This window comes from Tannerella sp. (assembly GCF_030528505.1).
Taxonomy (GTDB): Bacteria; Bacteroidota; Bacteroidia; order Bacteroidales; family Tannerellaceae; genus Tannerella.
In genome coordinates, this window is record NZ_JAUMYS010000030.1 from 1 (window position 1) to 26,782 (window position 26,782).

17 protein-coding genes are annotated in these 26,782 nt (G+C 48.9%); 8 read left to right on the forward strand and 9 right to left on the reverse strand.

Annotated elements, in window-relative coordinates:
- Positions 1–499: 499 nt before the first annotated feature.
- The 6 genes from Q4A89_RS06290 (at position 500) to Q4A89_RS06315 (ending at position 11,396) form a co-directional block, all read left to right on the forward strand.
- Complete coding sequence (locus Q4A89_RS06290) at positions 500–1,564, forward strand: efflux RND transporter periplasmic adaptor subunit (protein ID WP_303184409.1); 1,065 nt, start codon at positions 500–502, stop codon at positions 1,562–1,564.
- A 265-nt stretch (positions 1,565–1,829) separates the two neighbouring features.
- Positions 1,830–2,198, forward strand: coding sequence for a four helix bundle protein (locus Q4A89_RS06295; protein WP_303184386.1), 369 nt, complete (start codon positions 1,830–1,832; stop codon positions 2,196–2,198).
- A 180-nt stretch (positions 2,199–2,378) separates the two neighbouring features.
- Positions 2,379–5,471 carry an efflux RND transporter permease subunit gene (locus Q4A89_RS06300; protein WP_303184387.1) on the forward strand — a complete coding sequence of 1,031 codons (3,093 nt, stop codon included), beginning with the start codon at positions 2,379–2,381 and terminating at the stop codon, positions 5,469–5,471.
- Positions 5,472–5,531: 60 nt separating this feature from the next.
- Positions 5,532–7,004 carry a TolC family protein gene (locus Q4A89_RS06305; protein ID WP_303184410.1) on the forward strand — a complete coding sequence of 491 codons (1,473 nt, stop codon included), beginning with the start codon at positions 5,532–5,534 and terminating at the stop codon, positions 7,002–7,004.
- Positions 7,005–7,286: 282 nt separating this feature from the next.
- Positions 7,287–8,180 (forward strand): BF3164 family lipoprotein, encoded by an 894-nt coding sequence (locus Q4A89_RS06310; RefSeq protein ID WP_303184388.1) that lies wholly within the window; start codon positions 7,287–7,289, stop codon positions 8,178–8,180.
- Between the two features lie 33 nt (positions 8,181–8,213).
- On the forward strand, positions 8,214–11,396 hold the full coding sequence (locus tag Q4A89_RS06315; protein WP_303184389.1) for an efflux RND transporter permease subunit: 3,183 nt from the start codon (positions 8,214–8,216) through the stop codon (positions 11,394–11,396).
- Between the two features lie 11 nt (positions 11,397–11,407).
- Here the strand turns inward: Q4A89_RS06315 and Q4A89_RS06320 are convergent, their stop codons facing one another.
- Positions 11,408–12,040, reverse strand: coding sequence for a trimeric intracellular cation channel family protein (locus tag Q4A89_RS06320; protein ID WP_303184390.1), 633 nt, complete (start codon positions 12,038–12,040; stop codon positions 11,408–11,410).
- Between the two features lie 286 nt (positions 12,041–12,326).
- Between Q4A89_RS06320 and Q4A89_RS06325 the strand changes: the two genes are divergently transcribed.
- Together Q4A89_RS06325 and Q4A89_RS06330 are read left to right on the forward strand one after the other, a co-directional pair.
- Complete coding sequence (locus Q4A89_RS06325) at positions 12,327–15,602, forward strand: TonB-dependent receptor (protein WP_303184391.1); 3,276 nt, start codon at positions 12,327–12,329, stop codon at positions 15,600–15,602.
- A gap of 31 nt (positions 15,603–15,633) precedes the next feature.
- The gene (locus tag Q4A89_RS06330; protein ID WP_303184392.1) at positions 15,634–17,394 is read left to right on the forward strand and encodes a RagB/SusD family nutrient uptake outer membrane protein; all 1,761 of its coding nucleotides are present in this window, start codon (positions 15,634–15,636) and stop codon (positions 17,392–17,394) included.
- 261 nt (positions 17,395–17,655) lie between these two features.
- Here Q4A89_RS06330 and Q4A89_RS06335 read toward each other — a convergent pair whose 3' ends face one another.
- Genes Q4A89_RS06335 through Q4A89_RS06370 form a run of 8 tightly spaced genes read right to left on the reverse strand, consistent with a single transcriptional unit; the run spans position 17,656 to position 26,780 of the window.
- The gene (locus tag Q4A89_RS06335) at positions 17,656–19,074 is read right to left on the reverse strand and encodes a carbon starvation protein A (RefSeq protein ID WP_303184393.1); all 1,419 of its coding nucleotides are present in this window, start codon (positions 19,072–19,074) and stop codon (positions 17,656–17,658) included.
- Positions 19,071–19,520, reverse strand: a complete 450-nt coding sequence (locus Q4A89_RS06340) for a GatB/YqeY domain-containing protein (protein ID WP_303184394.1) — start codon at positions 19,518–19,520, stop codon at positions 19,071–19,073. The genes Q4A89_RS06335 and Q4A89_RS06340 overlap by 4 nt, the downstream gene beginning before the upstream one ends.
- Positions 19,521–19,553: 33 nt before the next feature.
- The gene (gene ftsZ, locus Q4A89_RS06345; protein ID WP_303184395.1) at positions 19,554–20,915 is read right to left on the reverse strand and encodes a cell division protein FtsZ; all 1,362 of its coding nucleotides are present in this window, start codon (positions 20,913–20,915) and stop codon (positions 19,554–19,556) included.
- Between the two features lie 24 nt (positions 20,916–20,939).
- Positions 20,940–22,268 (reverse strand): cell division protein FtsA, encoded by a 1,329-nt coding sequence (gene ftsA / locus Q4A89_RS06350; RefSeq protein WP_303184396.1) that lies wholly within the window; start codon positions 22,266–22,268, stop codon positions 20,940–20,942.
- 4 nt (positions 22,269–22,272) lie between these two features.
- Positions 22,273–23,001 (reverse strand): cell division protein FtsQ/DivIB, encoded by a 729-nt coding sequence (locus Q4A89_RS06355; RefSeq protein ID WP_303184397.1) that lies wholly within the window; start codon positions 22,999–23,001, stop codon positions 22,273–22,275.
- On the reverse strand, positions 22,998–24,377 hold the full coding sequence (murC, locus tag Q4A89_RS06360) for a UDP-N-acetylmuramate--L-alanine ligase (protein WP_303184398.1): 1,380 nt from the start codon (positions 24,375–24,377) through the stop codon (positions 22,998–23,000). The genes Q4A89_RS06355 and murC overlap by 4 nt, the downstream gene beginning before the upstream one ends.
- Complete coding sequence (murG, locus tag Q4A89_RS06365; RefSeq protein ID WP_303184399.1) at positions 24,374–25,489, reverse strand: undecaprenyldiphospho-muramoylpentapeptide beta-N-acetylglucosaminyltransferase; 1,116 nt, start codon at positions 25,487–25,489, stop codon at positions 24,374–24,376. Before murG ends, murC begins: the two co-directional genes overlap by 4 nt.
- Entirely contained in the window at positions 25,476–26,780 is a 1,305-nt protein-coding gene (locus Q4A89_RS06370) for an FtsW/RodA/SpoVE family cell cycle protein (RefSeq protein WP_303184400.1), read from the reverse strand. Before Q4A89_RS06370 ends, murG begins: the two co-directional genes overlap by 14 nt.
- Positions 26,781–26,782: the final 2 nt, after the last annotated feature.

Genomic DNA, 26,782 nt, shown 5'->3' on the forward strand with positions numbered 1-26,782 from the left:
TACACAATGCGTTTTTAAAACTGTCGACCGCTTTAACAAAACAGCCGTCCGGGTTATATATTCTTCACAATGCGTTTGTAAAACTATCGACCGCGTTAACAAAACGACCGTCTGCTTTGTAGCTACTTAATACGGTTTTCTCAAAACAAGCGTCCGCATAAGTAAAACAGCAACCAGCATAATCAATGATCTATTTTATATTTTCGGCAACAAGACCGACACCTGAAAAATAAAGCAGTTCGATAAAAAAACATGCTTCCGTGTCAAAGAAATATGAAGCGAAGCGCAAGCTAAAGTTAAAGGCGCGTTAAATAAACACAAATACTACGAAAACATCGTAGTTTGTTGATATTAAAACTATATTTGCAAAACAATTTATATAAAACAAGCAGATACCGTATACGAATACCATATAGATTCTATACAACTCTTGCATGAAAGATTTAAATTCTACCGTATGAAAAATATAAGGCACATACAACATCTTGCCGTTTTTTGCATGACAGCATGGGGAATCACCGCGCTTTTCAGCGCGTGCAACGCCGACAAGCAGGCTAAAACAGAAGAAAACGTCCGCCAGCTTCTCCCTGACGCCCCCGCCGAAGTAACCGTAATCCCTCTGAAAACAGTCGACTTCGAGCATGAGCTTGTCAGCAACGGTAAAATCTCCGCGCGTACCGTTGCCGAAGTAAAATTCCAAACCTCCGAAATTATTGCCGACGTCTTTGTAGCCAATGGCGACCGTGTAACCAAAGGACAACGCATTGCCGCGCTTGAAACGTATGCCTTAAACAATAAACTGGAGCAGGCCAAAGACGCGCTCGAGCGCAGTAAGCTTGAAATGCACGACGTGCTGATCGGACAGGGCTACAAATTAGATAACCTCTCGGCCGTTCCCGAAGAGATAATGCGGTTGGCCAAAATCAAAAGCGGCTTTAACAGTGCGCAAACGAACTATTCCATGGCCGACTACGACCTGAAACAAGCTACCCTCGTAGCTCCCGTCAACGGCATCGTAGCTAACCTTTTTGCCAAGCCCAAAACGCTTTCGAAGCCCTCTGAAGTATTTTGTAACATCATTGACACGCAAAGTCTCGAAGTCGTGTTTACCGTGCTCGAGAACGAATTGGGCTTCGTCCGGAAAGGCGACAATGTAAAAGTCGTCCCCTACTCCATGCCCGACGTTGAAATCAAAGGACGCGTCTCCGAAATCAATCCGTGGGTCAACGAAAACGGCATGGTGCAGATCAAAGCTACCGTTGGCTATCACCCGCGACTTGTCGAGGGCATGAACGTTCGTGTCAGCGCCTTCCGATCCGTAGGTAAGCAGTGGGTCGTACCCAAGACGGCCGTCGTATTACGTACCGGTAAACAAGTCGTTTTTACCGTAGTCGATGGCAAAGCGGTCTGGAACTACGTTCAAACAGGACTGGAAAACGCGACGGAATATACCGTTACCGGCGAAACCTTGAAAGAAGGTGATCCCGTTATCGTAACCGGTAACATCAATCTCGCCCACGAATCGCCCGTAAAAGTTATTCAAGACGAAAAAAATAAAGAGTAAAACAGCGAAATAAACCGGTATATAAACAAATAAAACATCAAAATCATGAAAAGAATAAACGTTATTCAAGTAATTATCAAAAACATGTAAGTTATCATTTATGCAAAAGAAATTAATTTGAAAGGACATTTAAAAGAAATCGCCTCGACATTAAACGAAGAATCCAACCCCGTCATTATGCTGATGAAATATAGGAAATAAAAATTCTTGGCAATTAGATAATGATACGTTGCAAATAATGAAATATGAATCATTAGTATAGAATATGAAAGAAGACAATTTAATACAACAGAAATCTTTTGCTTTTGCGCTCCGTATCATTCATTTATATCGAAATCTCACGGAAGAGAAACATGAGTTTGTGCTTTCAAAACAAGTACTACGCTCCGGCACATCGATTGGAGCAAATATTGAAGAAGCAATCGGAGCACAAAGCAATAAGGACTTCTTGTCGAAAATCTCTATTGCATATAAAGAAACGCGGGAGACAAAATACTGGATCAATCTTTTAAAAGCATCACAATATATCAATGAAACATTAGCCCATTCATTATTAAGAGATGTAGAAGAGCTATTAAAAATAATTGGAAGCATTCAAATAAAACTCAAATCTCGAGAAACAGGTTCTTCGTGATTCATAATTATTATGCTGTTTCTCGTAATTCGTAATTTGAAATTTGTAATTCTCACATTGTATGTCGTAATTCGTAATTGATATGTCGTTGTTCGTAATTCGTAATTTGAAATTCGTAATTGATCTATCGTAATTTGTAATTTATATGTCGCAATCACTTCCTCCTAACCTCCTTTCTCTATGATCAAATTTCTTCTTCAACGTCCTGTTGCTGTGCTGATGGTTTTCCTCGCTTGTGTGATTATCGGCATCATTACGTACGCCACGTTGCCCGTGTCGCTCTTGCCCGACATTGCCATCCCCGAAATTACCGTGCAGGTAACCGGCGACAACATGTCCGCCCGCGAATTGGAAAACACCGCCGTCAAACCCGTTCGCCGTCAGCTCATGCAGACCGGCAAACTCCGCGATATTCGCAGCGAGACCCGCGACGGATCTGCCATCATTCGCTTAAAGTTCGACTACGGCACCCATACCGACCTCGCCTTTATCGAAGTAAACGAGAAAATCGACGCCGCGATGAACAACCTTCCGCGCGACTTCCGCCGCCCTCGCGTCATCAAAGCCAGCGCCACCGATATTCCCGTCTTCTATCTTAATCTTACGTTGAAGGACGACAAACCTTACACCGTGACCGACGAACAAAAGTTCCTCGACCTTTCCGAGTTCGCCGATAACGTCGTTAAGCGCCGGATTGAGCAGTTATCCGAAGTCGCAATGGCCGATATGACAGGCTTGATGCACCGTCATGTACAGATTATTCCCGATATCGACAAGTTGAAATCCGCTTCTATCAATTTGAACGATATTGAAAGAACGTTGTCTGCCAATAATATCGAGCCCGGCAGCATGATCGTACGCGACGGTTATTATGAATACAACATCAAATTCTCATCACTGCTGCGCACGCCCGATGATGTCCGCAACATTTATCTGCGTAAGGACGAACGTATTTTTCAACTCAAAGACTTAGCCAAAATTAACGTCGTCCGTCAAGCCGAGACCGGCCTTTCGCTTACGAACGGCAAGCGCGCCGTCACCATCGGCATCATCAAGCAAGCTGACGAGACGATGAAGAATCTTAAGAAGTCCCTCGGCGAAACCATTACCGACCTCGAGCGCAGTTATCCCGACGTAGAATTTACGATTAACCGCAACCAGACCGAATTGCTCGACTACACGATTTCCAACCTCAAGGAAAATCTTTCGCTCGGCTTCCTGCTTGTGTTTATCGTCGCTTTGCTCTTTTTAGGCGACGCCCAGTCGCCCATTGTAATTGGTATCAGCATGGTAACTTCGCTCGTGACTTCGTTTATCTTTTTCTATCTTTTCGGAGAATCACTCAACATCATTTCTTTATCCGGGCTTATCCTCGCCTTGGGAATGATGATCGACAGCTCCATTATCGTGACCGATATTATCAGTCAGTACCGTATGCAAGGTTGTTCCCTCGAAGACGCTTGTATACGCGGTACGAACGAAGTGATCACCCCCATTCTCAGTTCGACGTTTACTACCATCGCCGTATTCGTTCCCCTTGTATTTATGAGCGGCATCGCGGGCGCTATTTTCTTCGCGCAGGCTTTTGCCGTCAGCGTCGGACTGCTTGTGTCGTACTTTACGGGTATTATGCTCTTGCCGGTGCTGTATAAAATCATCTACGGCATACGTTTTCGCAAGTTGTCGGCCGGTAATTTCTTCGTGCGCGTGCAAGAAGGCATCGACCGTTGGGCCTTTCGTTGGTACGACCGGGGGATTGAGTGGGTCTTCCATCATAAGACCGTCACTTTTCTGTTTTTACTGCTCTCCATTCCCTTTTGCGTACTGATGTTTCGCGTTATGCCGAAGTCGACCATGCCTCATATCGACCATACCGAAACGATGGCTATGGTAGAATGGAACGAAAACATTCACGTAGACGAAAATAACCGGAGGATTTGCGAACTGATGAAGTATGCCGATACGTTGACGACCGAGCATGCCGGTTATGTCGGGCACCGCCAATATCTTCTCGACAAAGAGAACGATTTGTCCCCGTCCGAGGCGCGACTTTACTTCCGCACGGCCAAAGCGTCGGATATCGACAAATTAAAAAGCCACCTTGCCGAATGGACGAAAACGAACTATCCTCAATCCGTCATCACGTTTTCTCCTCCCGAAAACGTCTTCGAGAAAATATTCGACACCTCCGAAGCCGATGTCGTCGCGCAGCTTTATCCTGTCAAGCGCGATCACATTCCTGACGCCGCTGCGATCCGTCATATCGAGCAACGGCTAAAATCGGCCACCGAGGCCGAAGCCGAAGGCGTTCCCTTCGAACAACAGTTTACCGTCGCCATCGACAAAGAAAAGTTGCTGGTTTATGATGTCGATTATAACGAAGTATATCACACGTTGCGCACCGCTTTTCGCGAGAACCGGATCGCCACGCTGCGCTCCTATCAGCAATATCTCCCGATCTCGCTCGCAGGAAAGCAGCAGACCGTCGAAGAAGTCTTGCGTCAGACGCTTGTGCAGACCGTTCCGGCCGCCGATCGCGCCTCCATGTCTATACCGTTGCAGGCATTAGTCAGCATCAGTCGGGGCGAAGACGTTAAAACTATCGTTGCCGGCAAAAATGGCGAATACATTCCCATGAATTATTACGACGTGAAAGATCCCGAAGCCTTGATCGAAAAAGCGGACGAGGCGATTCGCAGTGACGCGTCGTGGGAAGCCGTTTTCGGAGGAAGCTTTTTCTCCAATCAACAGATGTTGGGCGAATTGGTCGTGATTCTCCTCGTATCGATGCTGCTCATGTACTTTATCCTCTCCTCGCAGTTCGAAAGTTTCCTCCAACCGCTCATCGTACTGGCCGAGATCCCTATCGACATCGGTTTCGCGCTGGCTTTGCTCTGGCTCACCGGTCATACGCTCAACCTGATGAGCGCCATCGGACTGATTGTCACCAGCGGAATCATCATCAACGACAGTATCTTGAAGCTCGATATGATGAATGAATTGCGCAAACAAGGCATCCCCCTGATGGAAGCCATTCATACAGCGGGAGTCAAACGTTTGCGCGCCATTATCATGACATCGCTGACGACCATTTTCGCCATGATCCCCCTACTCTTCTCGTTCGATCTGGGTTCCGAATTACAAAAGCCCCTCGCGATCGCCATGATCGGGACGATGGTCATCGGAGTGCTCGTCAGCCTGTTTATTATCCCCTTGGTTTATTGGGCTATCTATCGGAAAACAGATCATCGGTATCACGAAATCAAAAAATAAAAAACGGATATGAAAACGCTAAAGAAATACGAAGATTTAATCAAAAAGTGCGGCTTTATCATGTTCGCGGTTCTGCTAAGCGGACTGTGCGGCCTGCGTATATCGGCTCAACAACCCGGTACAATCACCCTCAATCTCGAAGAAACCGTGCGCCTTGCCGGCGATAGCTCCCTGTCCGCCTTTCGTGCTAAGAACATGTACATGGCTAACTATTGGGAATATCGTTCTTTCCGTGCCGATCGCTTACCTTCTCTGACCCTCGGTATGACGCCGCTGAGCTATATGCATTCTTTCATGAACCGGTACGATTCGCAGCAGGATATCGACATCTATCGCCGGCAACAAATACTTTCTTCTCGCGGCAATTTATCCGTGATGCAAAATTTTGACCTTACGGGAGGAACATTTTTCATCTATACGGAATTAGGATATATTCAAAACTTCGGTAAGAACGAAAAAAGCCAGTTCAACAGCATTCCTGTCAGTATCGGATATAAACAGGAGCTGATCGGTTACAATCGTTTTCGCTGGGAAAGAAAAATTGCGCCCCTCAAGTTCGAAAAAGCACAGAAAGAATTGATCTCGCAGTTGGAAGAAACGGCCGAAGTCGCCGCGGGTTATTTTTTCGACTTGGCGATGGCGCAAGCTGAGTATGAGCTGGCCAAAGAAAATCGCAGCAATACCGAAAAACTGTACCGTATCGGCGAAGAGAAATACAAAATCGCGTCCATCGGGCAGGCCGAACTGTTTACGTTAAAGCTCGATCGCGTAAACGCGCAGAACTCGTTTCAGAATGCCGAGATTCGCCTCAAACGTGCCATGTTCGCGCTCGCAGCTTACCTCAACTTCGACAAAAACACGAAAATTATGCTGCAATTACCCGACTACCCCAAAACATTCGTTATCTCGACAGACGATGCGCTCATGCACGCCCGCCGAAATAATCCCCGCTATCTCGAATCGAAGCGCCAACTGCTCGAATCGCAACAGCAATTGGATAAAACACGAAAGGAAGCGCTGTTTAATGCCCGCCTCTCGGCCAGTATTGGCTTCGATCAAGTTGCCAATACCTTCCGCGATGTATATCGTAATCCTTCGCAGCAGGAATCGATGGTACTTACGCTTTCCATTCCCCTCGTCGACTGGGGCGTACGCAAGGGACGGTACAACATGGCCAAAAGCAACCTCAATATCGTGCAGCTCACCGCGCAACAAGAGGAGCTTCGCCTCGAAGAAGACGTCATCATGACTGTTGGCGATTTCACCATGCAGCAAAAGATGATCCGTAGCGCCGAAGAAGCTGTCGAATTAGCGAAGGTCGCCTACGAACAGACGCAAGAACGGTTTATCATTGGTAAAGCAGACATCAGCAGTCTCACTCTTTCGACGAACCGTCGGCAGGAAGCGCAGCGCAACTATATCGCCGCCCTGAAAAACTATTGGCAAAGCTATTTTAAGCTGCGTAAACTCACCCTCTTCGATTTCGAAAAGAACCGCACGATCGAAATAGATTTCAACGCAATCAGAAAATGAATAGAAACATATTCAATAATCGAAAAAACAAATATACCTATGGAAAAGAAAAGTATTTTATTGATCATTATGATCATTTTATGCGGATCATGCACCCATAAGCAAAAACCGGTCACCGTTGATACCGATTCGATTGACACGGTAGTTACCGTCTTGCCGTTTCCGGAACTTGAGGCGGGCGAAATATTCTACAAGAAGCAAAATCCTTTCGGCAAAACGGTAGAACTGACAGGAAAAAACATCACGGGAGATACGGTCGTTTTCAAACCCGGCGAGTGCGAAATGTTGATTAAAGGCGATCGCCTGATCATGAAAAACTTCGGACAGCCTTTTCGTATTTTCAGTCTGCCCGATCTGAGGCAACAAAAAGAAACAGGAACGTACGGTAACGGTCCTGACGAATTTCTTTTTCCGATTCTTGTGCCGACATCCGATACTGATAAGCTATGTTATCTTTTTGAAGGGACTAATCAAAAATTGTATAAACTGCATGAAGATGGAACAATCACCTATTTTCCTTCTGTATTTAACGCTCAGCAGAAGCGAAATCAATTCGGCGAAGAAATGAAACTTGCTCATATAGAGAAAAACGATTTTGCCTTTGTCGCGAACAGCCCCACCGGAAAAAGCATTTACCGAACGACACAACACGGCGATTCTCTTTCCCGACGAGAGGTCTTTAATCTGGCTTTAAACGCCCGTCGCAAATCACCTTTCGCATATATCGGAAGTTTCGCGGTAAATCCGGCTAAGAATCGTATGGCGTATGCTTACAAATATTTTAAGATCATCAAATTTATGGATTTGGAAGCACAAACCGTTCGTACTGTTAATTTTGCACGGGATGATTTTGATGATAAAACCCCTTATATTGTAAATGGTTTGGATCAGAATGTAACACATTACTGGGGTGCCTGTGCACAGGAGAATTATGTCTATTTCCTGTATAGCGGTCGTACACCGTACGAAGTAGTGCGAGCAGCTCAAAAAGAAAACTATTATATTTATGTCGAACAATATGATTGGAATGGAGTGCCTGTTAGAAAATACAAATTAGATCAGTGGGGATACTTCACAGTCGACGAAAAAAACGAAAAATTGTATTTAACCTCGACTAATCATGATGATCCTTTTTTTGAATACAGTTTAAGCGGAATAGATAAAACAGATTACTAACACATACGTGGCGAATCCCAAGCCTTGTTTTGAATGAAAAAGACGCAATCCATATCCGCTTTTACCGTTATCGTAGCGTTTCTGAGTGTGGCGCTCATGGGACTGGCGCTCGTTCCGCTTTTGCCGGTCAAGCTCGCGCCTTCACGCATGTTGCCCGGTTTGACGGTCTACTTCTCGATGCCCAATAACTCCGCCCGTGTCATTGAGATGACGGCGACTTCAAAACTCGAAGCGATGCTGGCACGTATCAAAGGCGTCAAAAACATTTATTCCACCTCGGGCAACGGATGGGGACGCATCACCCTCGAATTGGACAAACATACGCCCATCGATGCCGCCCGCTTCGAAGCATCGACCATCGTACGGCAGACATGGCACGACCTGCCGCGCGAAGTCTCATACCCCTACATTGCCGTGCGTCGCCCCGACGAAGATGCGGTACGCCCCTTCATGACTTTTACGGTCAACTCCGCCGCAGTCCCCATCGTTATCCAGCAATATGCCGAGAACCATATCAAACCTCGGCTCAACGATATTGCCGGACTTTACAAAATCGAAGTACACGGCGCCACACCGATGGAATGGCAACTGACGTACGACAATGACCGGTTGCAAGCCCTCGGTATAACCGTCAACGACATCCGTGAAGCCGTTTCACACCATTACACGACGGACTTTCTGGGTATGGCCGAGACGCGCGCCGCCGACGGTACAGCGGCATGGATGCGTATCATGCTGATGTCGGGCGGTCAAAACGACGCCTTCGACGCCACCGCCATCACCGTAAAAAACTGCGACGGCGCCTTGATTCGCTTGGATCAGCTCGTCGAAGTAGTTCATACCGAGCAGGAGCCACAAAGCTACTATCGCATCAACGGCTTGAATTCGATTTACATCTCGCTCACGGCCGAAGAAACCGCCAATCAGCTCCGCCTCAGTGAACGCGTTCAAGAGACCATGGACGAAATCCGTCGCCTGCTTCCGCCCGGATACGAGATACACAGCAGCTACGACGCTACCGAATATATCCATGCCGAGCTGAATAAAATCTACCTGCGCAGCGGCCTGACGGTCCTTATCCTGCTGCTCTTCGTCCTTCTGATTACCCGCAACGTGCGCTATCTGTTTCTTATCACCGTAAGCCTGACCATCAATCTGGCTATCGCCGTAATTTTCTACTACTTCCTCGGATTGGAGATTCAACTCTATTCGCTGGCCGGAATTACCATCTCTTTGAGCCTGATTATCGACAATACGATCATCATGACCGATCACCTTATGCATCACGGCAACCGCAAAGTCTTCATGTCTGTATTGGCGGCAACGATGACAACCGTAGGCGCCCTCTCTATCATCTTTTTCCTCGACGAGAAAATACGTCTGAACCTGCAAGATTTCGCAGCCGTCGTGATGGTTAATTTATGTGTGTCGCTCGCTGTAGCTTTGTTCTTCGTTCCCGCTATGGCCGAGAAAATCCGTCTGAAAAAACGTACCTCCCGCACGCGTATTCTCCGTTGGTTTCCTCTGCGTCCCAAACGATTGATCCTATGGTTCAACCGTTTTTACGGTGCAATGATCCGCCTGCTCGCACGCCGCAAGTGGATTCCTTTCACCGCCATCATATTGGCTTTCGGGATGCCCGTGTTCCTGATTCCCGACAAGATTGAAAAAGAAACGAAATTCGCAGAACAATACAATCGAATTTTCGACAACGCCACATACAAAGAAAAAGTCAAACCTGTTGTCAACAAAGTGCTGGGCGGTACGTTGCGGCTCTTTGTCGACAAAGTGTATCAAGGCAGTTACTTCACCCGTAACGAAGAGCTGATTTTGACCATCACCGCTTCGATGCCGAACGGTACGACACTGGTGCAGATGAACACGCTCGTCGAGAAAATGGAACATTATCTGAGCAGTTTTTCCGAAATACGGCAGTTTCAGACCCATATTCCCAATCCTCGCCGCGCATCCATCCGGGTATTTTTTACTAAAGCTTCCGAACGCGGCGGTTTTCCTTACCTGCTCAAAAGTAACGTCATCACCAAAGCGCTGGAGCTGGGCGGTGGCAGTTGGGGGGTCTACGGGCTACAGGATCAGGGGTTCGATAACAGCGTGAGGGAATTTGCGGGCAACTATGGCGTAAAATTCTACGGATATAATTACGACGAGCTGGCGGCGTGGGCCGATACACTCAAAAACAGGCTCCTGCTCAACCGACGTATCAAAGAGGTCACGATCAATTCCGACTTCTCGTGGTACAAAGACGACTATCGCGAGTTCTCTTTCGACCTGAAAAAGGAACGCCTCGCCGCCGATGGCTTTCTTCCGGGCGATCTGTTTGCGTCACTGCAACCCATATTTGCAAGAGACATGTGGGCGGGGTCGCTGATTATCGAAGGCGAACGCGAAGACATCAAGCTGGCAAGTCATCAGGGAAAATATTACGATATCTGGGCCTTGCGACACGTCGCTCATCGCATGGGAGGGCGTATGTACAAGCTGGACGAACTGGCCGACATTTCGCAGGGACAAGCCCCGCAGGAAGTGGCCAAGGAAAATCAGCAATACCGCCTCACGTTACAGTATGACTATATCGGCTCGGGGACGCAAGGACGAAAGATGCTCGAACGCGAAGTGAAGGCGCTCAGTGAACGTCTACCGATGGGCTACACCGTCGAACAGCGAGACACCCAATGGGGATGGGGGCACAAAGACAAAAAACAATACGGACTGCTCGGGCTGCTGATCGTTATTATTTTCTTCACCTCGTCGGTGCTGTTTAACTCCATCAGGCAGCCACTGGCCGTCATCTTCGTGATTCCCGTCTCTTTTATCGGGGTATTTCTGACGTTTTACTGGTTTAAACTGAATTTCGATCAGGGCGGGTTCGCATCGTTTATCCTGCTTTCGGGTATCACTGTCAATGCCAGCATTTATATCCTGAACGAGTACAATCGTGTGCGCCGGCTCCGTCCCCGCCTGGCACCGATACGCGCTTATCTCAAGGCATGGAACGCCAAAATCATCCCCATCTTCCTGACCGTCGTTTCTACGATGCTCGGTTTCGTACCGTTTATAGCAGGAACGGAAAAAGAGGCCTTCTGGTTTCCGTTGGCTGCCGGCACTATCGGCGGATTAGCCATGTCTATGCTGGGCATCTGGATTTTCCTGCCCCTTATGACCATAGGAAAAAAGAAAGCCATCAAAAACGAATAAACAAAGCGTTCTTAATGCTTCATTTTGGGAAGCCTCCAGTGGTATTTTACGGCCAGTACGCGTATCACCAGGATCGTGGCCGACGAAAGCAGCTCGCATACCTCATTGCTGTAACCTAACGTAATACAGAGGACAAACACAACCCCGCCCATCACGCAGGCCAGCGCATAGACCTCCTGTCGGAAAACAAGCGGCGTTTCATTGATAAAAATATCGCGTACCACTCCGCCGGCGATCCCTGTAATCGTACCCATCGTAATAGCCACCCAGAACGGATAATTCAGTTCGAGTGTCTTCTCTACGCCGATGACGACGAAGAGCGCCAGACCGATCGCGTCGAAAATAAAGAACGGAGTATCCAGTCGCACTAGTTGTTTACTGAAAATAAGTACAATGACCATCCCCAACAACGTACAGTACATGTACGAGGGACTCAGCATCCAGAACGGAGTGACATCGAGTAGCAAATCGCGCAATGTTCCGCCACCGATAGCGGTAACGAGCCCCACCACAAATGCCCCGAACCAGTCGAACTCTTTCGCCGCGGCCAACCGGATACCGCTGATGGCAAAAACGATCGTTCCCGCATATTCGATCATATCCCTGAGCGAAAACAACGAGGTATAACCTTCCAATAACTCCATGTTATTTCTCTTCTCTGTTAGTTTGAAGTTGCAAAGATATAACACCTTATGACTTTTTATTCGATGAGATAAAAAAAATCATGTTTAATAACATAGATTTTACTTTTCAAAAAAGTACCACTTTTTAAAAAAATATCCTTTACTTTGAACCGTCTTACAAAAAAAGACGAGTCGTGGTTTTCCTTTTTTTAAAAAAGCGTTTTTACGGAAGTAAAATCAAGGGTCATTTTTTATAGACAGAACAAATAACAAACACAATCTTTAATTAATCTTTTCATTTTGTACCATGATGCACAAGCAATCAGTATTGAAACACGGAGTCGGCATGGCGTTCGGCCTGTTGCTTGCAACAGGCGCGCCTACCTTTCCGTCGTATGCAGAGAATGTGACTGTTGCCGTCACGCAGCAGTCGAGGACCGTTTCAGGAACGGTCGTAGATGAACAAGGCACCCCTTTGTTGGGAGTGAACGTGTCCGTTTCCGGCACAACGACGGGAACGATCACCGACATTGACGGTAAATTTACGCTCGAAGTACCGGCAGGATCACAATTGACGTTCTCCTACATTGGTTTTATTTCTCAGACATTGCCCTCATCAGCCAATCTGTCGAGGGTCGTACTGAAAGAAGACACACAGAAGTTGCAGGAAGTCGTTGTCGTAGGATACGGCACACAGCAGAAGAAAGACATTACCGGCTCGGTAGCCGTGGTGAATGCGGAAGAAATGCTGAAAACTCCGGCCGCTTCGGCTACGCAACAGTTACAGGGACGCGCTGCCGGCGTAGTGATCGGCTCCACCGGTTCGCCCGGCTCGAAGTCGATGGTACGTATCCGCGGTATCGGTACGGTCAACGACAACGGGCCGCTTTATGTGATCGACGGAGTGTCCACCCGTAACCAGAACCTCAACAGCATCAACCCGAACGATATCGAGAGCATGCAGGTGCTGAAGGACGCTTCTTCGGCCGCAATCTATGGAGCAGAGGCTTCGAACGGGGTCATTCTTATCACGACAAAAAAAGGATTGAAAACCGGCCAGCGTCCGAAATTGACGTACGACGGATACTTCGGCGGCTCGATGACCGGCAAGAAGTATGATGTTCTGAACTCCACCGACCGCCTGAACGTGGAATGGGCGGCACAAGCCAGCGGCTATAAGCTCAGAGGAAGCAATGATCTTCCTTCGCACGAGCAATTCGGCACCGGCGCAACACCTTCGATCCCGAATTATCTTTCAACAGAAGGAGCACGAGGCCAGCAGTTGAACCCGGCCGATTACAGCTATCCGGGCAATCAAATGGTGCCTTGGGATGCGCAGGGAACAGACTGGTGGGACGAGTTAAGCCGCACCGGTATGATTCAGAACCATCAACTCTCCTTGCAGGGCGGTTCGAACCACGGTTCCTACCTGTTCTCGGCCAACTATTACGATCAGGAAGGAACGGTGATCCACCAATATTTCCGTCGTTATCAGATTCGCGCCAATACGTCGTATAACGTACGCGACTGGTTACGCGTAGGTGAAAACCTGACATACGCATGGACAAAAGATAACGGTCTGAATGAAAACTCCGAGCAAAATACTCCTTATTCGTGGACATATCGCGCCTCTCCGTGGGTACCGGTTTATGATATACAGGGACATTTCGCCGGATCGAAAATCGCCGGTACCGGAAACTTCGAAAATCCAGTGGCCGCGGCTATCCGGAACAAAGACAATTACTGGTCGAACACCCGTATCTTCGGAAATATCTGGGGGGAAGTCGATTTGATGAAAGACCTGACCTACCGTACCAGCTTCGGTATCGACTATACCGGAAATTACAGTTACAGCATATCAAAGAAAGACTTCGAATTTTCCGAATCTCCCGGGGTGAACGGGCTGACCGAAGAAGCCGGATTTAACTTCCGCTGGGTATGGACGAATACGTTGACATTCAACCGGACATTCAACGAGGTGCACAAACTCAACTTATTGGTGGGTACCGAAGCCGTTCGCGACGGATTAGGACGCTATATGTCAGGATATCGCCGGAATTATCTGTACGAAGACAACATCAACACCTGGACCTTGAATATGGGCGAATACAACGATTTCCGTAATGCGGAATCCGACTACAGAGGCGAATTTGCTTCGTTCGGTATCTTCGGGCGTGCCAACTACTCGTTTGCCGATAAATATTTGTTGACGGCAACGGTACGTCGCGACGGCGTATCGCGTTTCTCGAAATCGAACCGTTACGGAACGTTCCCGTCTCTTTCGGCCGCATGGCGCGTTTCTTCCGAAGAGTTTATGAATGATTTCGAATGGCTCGACGACCTGAAGCTGCGTGTCGGATACGGACAGGCCGGTAACTCGACCTTCCCGAGAGCTACCAATTTTGCCTCATATTTTTCGACAGACCCGAGCCGTACGAATTATGACTTTACAGGCAAACAAATATCTACGCAGTTGGGTTACCGGATGGGAACAATCGGCAACCCGGATACGAAGTGGGAGCGTGTAGAAACGACGAATATCGGGTTGGACGCGACTTTCCTCGGCGGTAAATTCTCGACCAACGTAGAATGGTGGTATAAAAAAAGTACGGATATGCTCGTAGAAGCCGTTTATTCAAGTTTAGCCGGAGGAGCAGACAAACCGTATATCAATATCGGCGATATGAAGAATACGGGAGTCGATTTTATGCTTAACTATCAGGACAGAAGCGGAGACCTTTCATGGAATGTGAATCTGAACGTTTCAGCCTATAAGAACGAAGTCCTGAAAATCGGCGTCTCGGACAAGGCCGCGAAGTACAGCTATTTCGACCGTATTTCAGGGCCGGTATCCCGCACGACCAAAGGCCATCCGATCAGCGAATTTTACGGATATAAAATCGACGGCTTCTACGAGTCGGCCGAAGAAGTAAAGACGTTGACTCCGCTGGGTGAAACGGCCGGAAAATTCAAACCGGAAACGTATATCGGTAAATTCAAATATCGCGATGTGGACGGTGATGGTAAGATTACGACGAACGATCGCGATGTGCTCGGATCGCCGCATCCCGACTTCACAACGGGATTGAATATCGGACTGGGATACAAAGGCTTTGATTTTTCCATGTTCTGGTATGCCTGTGTCGGAAACGAGATTTTCAACGTAACAAAATATTTTACCGACTTCTGGATGTTTAACGGAAACCGTTCCAGCCGTATGCGCGATCTCTCGTGGGAGCCGGGCAAGAAGAATGCCATCCTGCCGATTCTCGACAAACAGGACAACAAATCGGGAACGAACGCGAACTCGTACTATGTGGAAGACGGAACGTACGCACGGATGAAGAACATTACGCTGGGTTATACCCTTCCGAAAAACTGGCTCCGGAAAGCGACGATCGAGAACCTGCGCTTCTACGTTCAGGCCGAAAATCTGCTGACGATCACAAGCTATAAGGGAATCGACCCTGAAGTAACGAACCGGAACAAAACAGCCTCGGGCGGCGATTTGGAAAAAGGAATTGACGCGGGTGCTATTCCAAGCAGTATCAAATTTATCTTTGGTGTCAATCTGGTCTTCTGATCTATTTGTATCATCTTAAAAAAATAACATCATGAAACGAATTATATATACCATCAGTCTGACAGCCGCGGTTCTGGGGATGACTTCGTGCGGCGAAGATTTTCTTTACAAAGATCCCCAAGGAAGCATCTCTCAGGGTACGTTAGAAAACGCGCAAGGGGTAGAGCTGCTGACCACAAACGCGTATGCGAACCTGACGGAGAACGGCTGGGGAGCGACCCCCTTCAACTGGGTGTTCGGCAGTATCATCGGAGGCGATGCCAACAAGGGCTCGTCGGCCGGTGACCAGTCGGTGGTCAACGAAATAGAAACGTACGCTCCGCTTACGACGAACAGCTATGTAAAACAAAAATGGGACTGGACGTATAAAGGCGTACAACGCTGTAATATTGCCTTGAGAACGTTGAAGAAAGCGAAAGATATAGCTCCGGAAGTCGCTAAATCGCGCGAAGGCGAGTTGTTGTTCCTGCGTTCGCTGTATTACTTTGAAGGCGTAAAACTAATGGGACCCTCTTCGCTGGCCTGGGTACCTTGGGACAACGAAGAAAATGACCCGAAAGTCTACAACGGTACGGATATCTATCCGAACATCATGGCCGAAATCGATCAGGCCATTTCGTTATTGCCCGAGAAACAGGGCGAAGTCGGACGCGTGAATGTATGGGCTGCCAAAGCGTTGAAAGCAAAGATGCTGATGCAGCAAGGCAAAATGGCGGAAGCCAAACCGGTCTTAGCCGATCTGTTGGCCAACGGACAGACATCGAACGGATTGAAGTACGGGCTGGAAGATAACCTGAACAACAACTTCAACGCCTTTACGGATAACGGCAAAGAATCGATCTTCGCCGTACAGCATTCGCTCGACGCCAATAATAACGGATTGCCGGGCTATTCGCTGAATTTCCCTTATAATGTGGATAACAGTGCACCGGGCGGTTGCTGCGGATTCTTCCAGCCGTCGTACGACCTCGTCAACTCGTATCAAGTCGATGCCGACGGATTGCCGTATCTCGACTATTCTTATCGCAGCAAACCCAGCGTGTCGGTGTTCGACGGAAGCGCGCCGGCCGGCAGTCAGTTTAAGAATGACTTCACGATCGCCGTAGACCCGCGTCTCGACTTCGCTGTAGGGCGTCAGGGCGTTCCGTTTAAAGACTGGGGCATCTGTTTTAAAGACGGCTACGGAATCCGTGACAAAGGAAATGGCGGGATCTTCCTGCCTAAGAAACACGTATGGACGAAAGCCGAAGAAGAGGCAGGCCTTGCTTCGCGCAGCCGATACGCAGGCTGGGCACCGGCTGTGGCCTTGAACATGCAGTACCTCTCGGTACGCGATATGATTCTGCTTTACGCCGAATGTCTGGCCAACGACGGAGAATTAGCGGCTGCCATGGAGCAAGTGAATAAAATCCGTACACGCGCCGGCAACGAGGCGAATATCATTCAATTCCCCGACGGAAACGGACAGAAATATTTAGTTAAAACGTATCCGTCTTCTCACGCTGCGTTTACGGACAAGAATACGTGTATCGCCGCCATCCGCTTCGAGCGTAAGCTGGAACTGGCCATGGAAGGACAACGGTGGTACGACTATGCACGATGGGGAAAAGAAGTGATGCAAAAAGAAACTTCGGCATACGTAACGTATGAGAAACAATACCTCTCGAAGTTCGCTTCGGCATCGACAACGTTCGACAAGGTATATTTCTTTGTACCCGATGCTCAGATTAAAGATAAAGGAGTGGATGAAAACGGTAAACCGTATCTGGTTCAGAATGATTTGTGGAAATAAATCGTTTTATTAATTGTTAGAGTAATTTGTGAAAAGGGCAGGCAACTTCCGGTTGTTTGCTCTTTTTCTTTTGACGGGTCCTCCCCCTTTCTTCGAAGTCGGTTTAGCGGATCATCCGAACGCAAATGAGGCAAATAACCGCAAATGAACGCGAATAATTTTTATGTTATATTGGCATAGGAGGGCGAAAGAGCATCGTTGGACTTCAGAAGTCCAAATTCATACTTCAGAAGACCATCGTTGGACTTCGGAAGACCAAAATCAAACTTTCGAAGTCCGTCCGCGAGTATAGAACAGTAACAGAGCGAGCAATGCCGCACCGGTACCGATGGCCTGCGACAGTCCGATGGGCAAGCCGAAACATTCGGGTGCCACAAGCAGGTAGGTGGTACAGACGGCCGTCATGAAAAGCGCAGGAATCAGCGCAACGAAGTAGAACTTACCCTTCTTGGCGAGATAAACCGTCACCGCCCAGAGCGTAAAAACGGCCAACGTCTGATTGGTCCATGCAAAATAGCGCCAAATCATATTGAACCCTCCGGCATCTTTCTGGCTGTAAATGAGTATGCCGAACGTAACAAGGAAAACCGGAACGGAGATCAGAAGTCGCTTCGCGATAGGCTTCTGACTGATGTGCGTAAAATCGGCGATGATCAGCCGCGCCGAACGAAGCGCCGTATCGCCCGATGTGATCGGGGCGGCAATAACCCCAAGCAGCGCGAGCAATCCTCCGAAGGTTCCGAGCCATTCTTTCGTGATCGCATCGACCACGATGGCGGCGTTGCTCTCTCCCATACCATTCTCCTGAAAGAAATACGTCGCTGCGGCCGCCCAAATTAAGGCGATAATCCCTTCGGTAATCATGGCGCCGAAGAAGACGGGGCGCGCATGTCGTTCGGTGCGTATGCAGCGCGCCATCAGCGGGCTTTGCGTGGCATGGAAACCGGAAATCGCTCCGCAAGCGATGCTGACGAACATGATGGGGAAGATAGGCAGCACATCGGCCTGCGGGTTGGTGTTGGCCAGCCCGTCTGTGAGTTCGGGCAAGACCGGAAAACGTATCAACAAAGCGACGAGAATACCGATCGCCATAAAAATCAACGCAAACGCAAAAAGAGGATAAACTTTTCCGATGATTTTATCGACCGGCAACAACGTAGCCAAAATATAATATACGAAGATGATGCCGATCCAGAAGGTGACGTTCAGATGTTCGGGCGTGAGCTTGGCCAACAGTCCGGCCGGTCCGGCCACGAACGTGACACCGACAAGGATCATCAGCAGCACCGTAAATCCGCGTGTAAACTGCTTACAGCCCTTCCCCAGATAACGACCGATGATTTCGGGCAAGCTCTCTCCATCGTGACGAAGCGAGAGCATAGCTGCCATAAAGTCATGAACCGCACCGGCAAAGATACTTCCCAGCACGATCCACAGGAAAGAGGCCGTGCCGAACTTTGCTCCCATGATGGCACCGAAAATCGGTCCCAATCCGGCGATGTTCAGGAACTGAATCATGAAGATACGCCACGTCGGCATCGGGATATAATCGACGCCGTCCTCGCGCGTATAAGCCGGTGTACGACGTTGCGGATCAATCCCGAAGATACGTTCAATTACGGCTCCATAGATAAAGTACCCGACAATCAGCGCGGCCAGGCAGCAAAGAAATGTAATCATGCGAGCAGCCTTTTCACGACCTCGGAGATGGCTCCGCCTTCGGCCTTACCGGATAAGGCTTTTGAAGCAAGCCCCATCACCTTGCCCATTTCTTTGAGTGAAGTTGCGCCCACCTCGGCAATGATTTTTTTCACCTCCGCCTCAAGCGCTTCGGGCGAGAGTTGACTCGGCAGATAACCTTCGAGCGCTTTCACCTGCTCCAACTCCGCTTCGGCAAGGTCGGCACGATTCTGTTCCGTATAAATGCGGGCGGACTCGCGACCTTGTTTAACTAACTTCTGGAGGATTTTCAATGCCGCCTCATCGGTGAGCGTATCATCAGCACCCGGAGCGGTTTTAGCTTCCAGAAAGTACTTTTTCGCGTTACGTAGGGCTTCCAGTCTTACTTTGTCTTTCGCCAGCATGGCGGCTTTGATGTCGTTACTAACCTGATCGAATATATTCATATTGTTTATTTTAAATTGTTTGTGTTTGAAGCATTATCCTATTCGAAAGCTGATTTTAGGCTTTCCCGGCTGCGGCATCTGCCCTTCAGGGGCTTGTGTATGATGCTCTCCGGCATTTTTGCTGCGGGCACGGAGCAGCAACTTCGGGTCGCGACTGTATGTCGGGTTCTCTTCCAACAAGGTAATGATCGCGTCGTCATCGAGTTCGTTGGCCGTCAGCACGGCAATACTCGCATGCATGACCTTATGCGGGATGCGCTTGCTTCCCGATTTCTTGCCGTAATATTTCGCGATCAGCTCTTTCTCGCGCTCTTTCGTCCGGAGACGTTCTTCTTCTTCCATGATCTCGGCTTCGCTCATACGCGCGCGCTGACTGTCATGAATGTCTTTGATTTCGGGGATCGATTCCAGATCGAAACCGGTAGCCAGTACGGTAAATTTAACCTTGCCTTTCAGCGACTCGTCGATGGCCGTTCCCCAAATCACCTCGATATCTTCGCCGAATTGCTTCATGAATTCCGTCATATAGCGAACCTCATCCATCCGCAGCTCGTTGCCGTCCGCCTCCTGAGTATTGCTGCTGAACGAAATGTTAAAGAGAATCTTCTTGGCATTCGAGATCTCGTTGTTATTGAGCAGCGGAGATCGGAGCGCATCCTGAATGGCTTGCTCCAGCCGGCCTTCGCCTTCGCCGTATCCGTTGCTGATCAGCGCTACGCCGCCGTCCTGCAACGTCGTTTTGACATCGGCAAAGTCGAGGTTGATGACTCCGTCGAGCGTGATGATTTCGGCAATGCTCTTGGCCGCGACCGTCAACGTATCGTCCGCTTTTTTAAAGGCGTTGAGCATGGTCAGATCGGGATAGATTTCGTTCAGCCGCTCGTTGTTCACGACCAGCAGCGCATCCACGTTCCGGCTGATGGCTTCGACACCGTTCAAGGCCTGAATGATTTTGGGCGGGCCTTCGAAAAGAAACGGGATCGTGACGATACCGACCGTGAGAATCCCCATATCTTTGGCTATTTGAGCAATCACCGGAGCCGCCCCCGTCCCGGTTCCGCCTCCCATCCCGGCGGTGATGAAGACCATTTTCGTACCGTCGTTCAGCATCGCGTAGATTTCTTCTTCACTCTCTTTGGCCGCCAGTTCGGCACGCTCCGGATTATTTCCCGCACCGAGCCCTTCGGTCACCGTGCGTCCCAACGCGATCTTGACAGGCACTTCCGAACGCGACAAGGCCTGACTGTCCGTATTGCAAAGCACAAAAGAAACATCATGGATACCCTCCTTATACATGTGTGTGACAGCGTTTCCGCCGCCACCACCGACACCGACCACTTTGATGATCTTGCGCGTATCTGTCGGGAGATTGAATTGTAATATCGTATTACTCATAATCGTATGCGTTTATTCTACTGTTTAATCTTCGTCGAAAAGCCCTTTGGCAAATTTTCCGAATCCGCCCAAAAGGCTGCCTTTCTTTTGTTTCGAAGGCTTCTGCGGAGCAGGTTTCTCCACCACTTCCTCCTCTTCCTCCTCCGAGCTGTGGTCATCTTCCGTCACGGGATCGGAGTCAGCCGTTCGTTGTTGGTGAAGGAGTTCGATACAATTTTCCGTTCCCTGTAACAGAACGGCAATCGCACTCATGTAGCGCGGATTGCCTACCATATCGTTTTCGTTTTCGAGCAGTCCTTTTCGAATCGCCGAATAACGAACATCCTGTCTGAAACGTTCGCGCACCATCTCCTGTAAGTTCTTCAACGACGCGGCACCGCCGGTAAGTACAATTCCTGCACCTAATGCGTCTTTCAGACCGTTTTCCTCCAAACGAGCATAGACGTTCTCGACAATCTCTCTGGTACGCGCTTCAACAACAGTATTGATCTCGCTCAGATCAATCTCCCGCATGCCGGCTCCTTCCACAGCTCCCAAGGAGACTGTTCCGTCCTGTGTCTTATCGGGCATGGCATTGCCGTACGTGATCTTCAGCCGCTCCGCCTCCGATGCTACAAGATGGAGACTCGTCAGGTCGCGTGTAATCAGATTGCCACCCAACGGAATGACGGATAAATGTTTCAGCGCCCCGTTCTTGTAAACGACCAACGAAGTAACACCGGCGCCGAAATCGATCACCGCACATCCCAGTTCTTTCTCGTCGGGACTCAGCATGGCATCGGCCAAAGCGAGGGGTGAGACGATGATTCCGGCGACCGTAATGTGCGCCTGATTTTCGATGCTGTTAATAACAGACTTTCGGATGATAGGCTGTCCAACAATCAGTTTATATCGCGCCTCAATGCGCTTGCAAGGGATGCCCACCGGATTGTTCGTACGCTTGTCGTCGAGATAATATACCGGAGGAGCGATAGCCAGCACGTCGAGCATATCCGGATGATAGTTCCTGCACTGATTGTTCAGGAGTCGGATATCTTCTTCTGTCACGAAAGCATCGGCATTGATCGTACGCACTTCGGAATGGTCGATCGTACGAAGAGATTGTCCTCCGATCCCGATATATACCTTCTCGATACGGGAATTCGGGAGTTTGTTTTGCAGCTCCAGGATCAGTCGCTTGATACGAATCGCCGTCTCCGCCACATTATGGATGCATCCGCGTTGAATGCAGAATGTCGACTCTTTGACCTCATCGGCTACCAGCGTAAATGTTCCCCGGGCATTTTTCTTCCCGATTATTCCGACCAGATGAGAAGTTCCCAAGTAAATCGCTACAATATAATCTGTCACCATAAGTTTATTTTTTTGTACAAACAATCTGGTTTTTGTATTTCAAATTAATAATCCTGTATTTCTCCCAGCCCACTTTTGGGATGGCCTGCTCGTAAAAGAGCTGCAAATGATCCATTTTTTCCCTGAAGTCGTCAAAGCCGCCCAGAAAGATGCGATGATCTCCTACCCGCGGGATCAGCTCCACCTCTTTATTGGGATAAACATAAATCTGCTCGATTTGGTTGTTCCAAAAATCATGTTTCTGCAAAAATAGTGCAAATTTATATAAATCCGTTGTCGCGAATGATTTTTCTATATTTCCGCTGGCAATCGGAAGGTAAGTTGCATAACGCGGACTGACAGGCATAATGTGTCCGCGTTCATCGATATAATAACTCCCCTGCGTGCTGAAAACGCGTAAAACAGGCGTCTTCTGCGTAACCTCGATGTTGATGTTGCCCGACGGTGTTTTATAGACATTCACACGATCGATCAGTTCATTGCCGGCTATTTTTCGTTCGATCTTCTCGGTATTGATATCTCGAAGACGCTGATTGAGCGGGTAAAGCGACGTATGTTTAAGGATGGAAAGCACATCCTGTCTGTCGATAAAATGCCTGTCCGCACTGTCTTTCACCACTACCGTCACCTGACGGCACACGCCATCTTCTTCTTTGCCGTTCATCAGGATAACAACAAAGACCAAGTAGCAAAAAAGTACGACGGCTACGATGACGGACAGGATTTTTTTCATCGGCTTTCCAATATTTGACAGACAGGTTCTACCAGCCGGTCGATATCGCCGGCACCGAGCATCAGAAGCACTTCATACGTGCCGTTGGCGATGATGTCCGGCAATTCTTCTTTCGTACAGCATCGTTTGTCGGCAATCGTCACTTTGTCGAGAATCATTTGCGAGGTAACCCCCGAAATCGGTTCCTCACGTGCCGGATAGATGTCCAACAGGATCAGCTCGTCGAGGAGCGAAAGACTCGATGCAAACGCATCGGCAAAATCACGTGTACGGGTGTACAAGTGAGGCTGAAAAACGCCCGTCACTTTACGCCCGGCATACAGTTCCTTCACAGATGCGATGCTGTTCTGTAACTCCTCCGGATGATGCGCGTAGTCATCGATCACGACGAGATGTTCCTTCTTCAAACGAATATCGAAACGCCGTTCGACACCCGCGAACGATTGCATCGCCGCGCGAATTTCGTCGGGACGGACGCCGTTTAACCAAGCCAGCGCAATGGCCAAAAGACTATTTTCGATATTGACACGCGCCGGAACGCCTAACGAAATATCCGGTATGCGAATGTCCGGCCCCAGAAAGTCGAACACGATTTCTCCGTTTCCGATACGGATATGCTCGGCATGAAAATCGGCCGTCTCATCCGATGCGGAGTAGGTATAAAGAGTGACGTCGTTCTGGAGACGAGGAGTCAGATCGATTCCCTTTTTTAAGATGAGCGTTCCCCCGGGACGGATCAGCGAAGTAAACTTCTCAAAACTTTCGCGGTAAGCTTCGGCGGTACCGTAAATATCAAGGTGATCGGGATCGGCCGAAGTGATTCCTGCCATGTAGGGCCTCAGATGATGAAAAGAACGGTCGAACTCATCGGCCTCGATAACCGTCAGGTCGCTGTGCTCCGAAAGCAGCAGGTTGCTGTCGTAATTCTTCAGAATACCTCCCAAGAACGCATTGCCGTCGATATGCGACTGCTTCAGCAGATGCGCCGTCATGGACGATACGGTTGTCTTTCCATGCGTTCCGGCAATGCAAATTCCACGTGCCAAACGGGTAATCAGCCCGAGTAGCTGCGAACGTTTCAACACTTCGAAACCGTGCGACCGGAAATACGCAAGCTCGCTATGTGTCTCCGGAACGGCAGGAGTATAGACGACGAGAGTTTTCTCGGGCGTCCGGAATGCTTCGGAGATTAGCTCTACATCATCGGTATAATGAATCTCTGCCCCTTCGTCACAGAGATGTTTCGTCAGCTTCGAAGGAGTCCGGTCATACCCTCCGACCCGAATGCCTTTGGCGAGGAAGTAGCGAATGAGGGAACTCATGCCGATACCTCCCGCCCCCACAAAATAAATCGATTGTATCTGGTCTATGTTCATGATGAATGTTTTCGAATAAGTTTTTCAATTTCGTCGACGATACGTTCGGCGCTCCTGTGCTGTGCGAGCTGCCCGATATGTTCGCCGAACGACCGAAGCCGTTGCGTATCGGCCATCAGTTCCTTGATCGTGTCGGCCAAGCGGATACCCGCATTCTTGTCGGGAAGCAGAACAGCGCCCTGCCGATTGACTACGGCTAATGCATTTTTCGTCTGATGATCTTCCGCTACGTTGGGAGAAGGGATCAGAATCGCCGGTTTCTTGAGCAGACACAGCTCGGAGATGGTGCCGGCACCGGCCCGTGATACAACAAGGTCGGCAGCCGCATAAGCATAGTCCATCCGCGAAATAAAGTCGGAATACCAAATCAGTCCTTGCATATCTCTGCCGTCCAATTGTCGCTTAATCTCTTCGTAGTAATATCGGCCGGTCTGCCAAATGAGCTGAATGCCGGAAGCGATCAAAGCCTCCAGACCGTTCAACATTCCCGTATTTATCGTACGTGCTCCAAGGCTTCCACCAATCACCAAGACGGTTGGCCTGGCAGGTTCCAATCCGAAGTAGTCGAATGCTTCTTCTCTTTTTTCGAGACCGTGTTCAATATCTTTCCGTACCGGGTTACCGGTCAGCACAATCTTTTCCGCAGGGAAGAAACGTTCCAGGCCTTCGTAAGCCACGCATATTTTAGAGGCCCGTTTGCTTAACAGTTTATTTGTGACACCGGCATACGAATTCTGTTCTTGGATAAGGGTCGGTATACCTGCCGAAGCTGCTGCCCAGAGCACCGGTCCGCTGGCGTAACCGCCGAAGCCGACAGCGATGTCGGGACGAAACTCACGAACGATTTTTTTCGCCATCCGGAGGCTTTTGAGCAGTTTGCGCACCACTTCGATATTCCTCCACGGATGTGCTCTGTCAAAGCCGCAAATAGGCAGCCCGACGATCGGATATCCGGCAGCTGGCACACGCTCCATCTCCATCCGGTTGTCTGCCCCGACAAAGCGTATTTCCGCGTCCGGGAAACGTTGCTTCAACGTGTTGGCAATCGATATGGCCGGAAAAATATGCCCTCCTGTACCACCTCCGCTGATGATGATTTTATAGTTGTTCATACCCTGTTCGTTGCCCTGTTTGTTCTATCGTTTCGACAGCGAATATAGGATTTTCTCCCGTACTTTCTACATACTCCTCCATCTCCGTTTTTTCTTCGCTCTCTCCTTCCTCTTCCTCCGGCCCCATGCCTGCGCCAAAATAGCTTACACTCAAAATAATCCCTATATAGATACACGTCAGCATGGTCGATGTTCCTCCACGGCTGATCAACGGCAACGGCTGGCCGGTAACAGGAATCAGATTAACGGCAACCGCCATGTTCGTCAAGGCCTGCATAACGATCAGCAGCCCGCAGCCGATCACCAAATATTTGGGAAAGAGTTTTTCGCATCGTCGGGCAATAATCCCGACACGAATCATGAGCATAATATACAGCAGCAAAACAAAAACTCCGCCGACAACCCCCAATTCCTCGATGATGATGGCGAAGATAAAGTCGGAATAAGCCTGCGGCAAAAAATCGCGCTGCACACTGCGTCCGGGCATCTTACCGAAGAGTCCTCCTCGCGCAATAGCAATCTTGGCATGCGTAACCTGATAATTTTCGTCGGTAATCACATATGTTTTATCCGTCTGTTCTTTCTCTACCTCTCCCCTTTCATCGGCATGCTTAATCAGACGATTGCTCCACGTTTCCAAACGCGGCAAGAATCTTTCAACCGTTTTCGGAGCGATGGTTGCAACCGCAACAAGCACGATGCCCCCCAGAAGCAGGTAGAACAACAATTTCCCGATTTTAGCAAGTGAAATCTGTCCGATAAACATCATCAGCAAACACACCATACCCAGCAGAAATGCGGTCGAGAAATTGTAGAGAAGTATCAGAAAACAGACGATACCTACCCCGATAATGATCCATTTAAAAATTGCCTGCTCCGAGAATTTATTGCGCTTGCTGAGCAGGAATGCGACGTATACGATACAAGCGAGCTTCCCGAATTCGGATGGTTGAAACTGCACGCCGAAAATTTCCAGCCATCGCGAAGCGTCATTGGCGCTGACCCCGATGATCGGCGTAACCACCAGCATCAGGATGGAAAGGGGCATCAGCAGAATCGCAAGAGAAAAGTACTTGTAATGGATATGTACCATGCCCAGAATCATCAAGAAACCGGCCAGCAAAAAAGAAGCATGCCGCACGATCGGCCCCCAGATATTCGACGTTTTATAGGCCAGCGTACTCGTCGCACTGAATACTTCGACGAGCGAGAAGCAACAGAGCAGCAAGAAAATAATCCATACCGACGTGTCGCCCTGAAACACTTTTTTAGTCAAATTCGTTTGTGCCATCT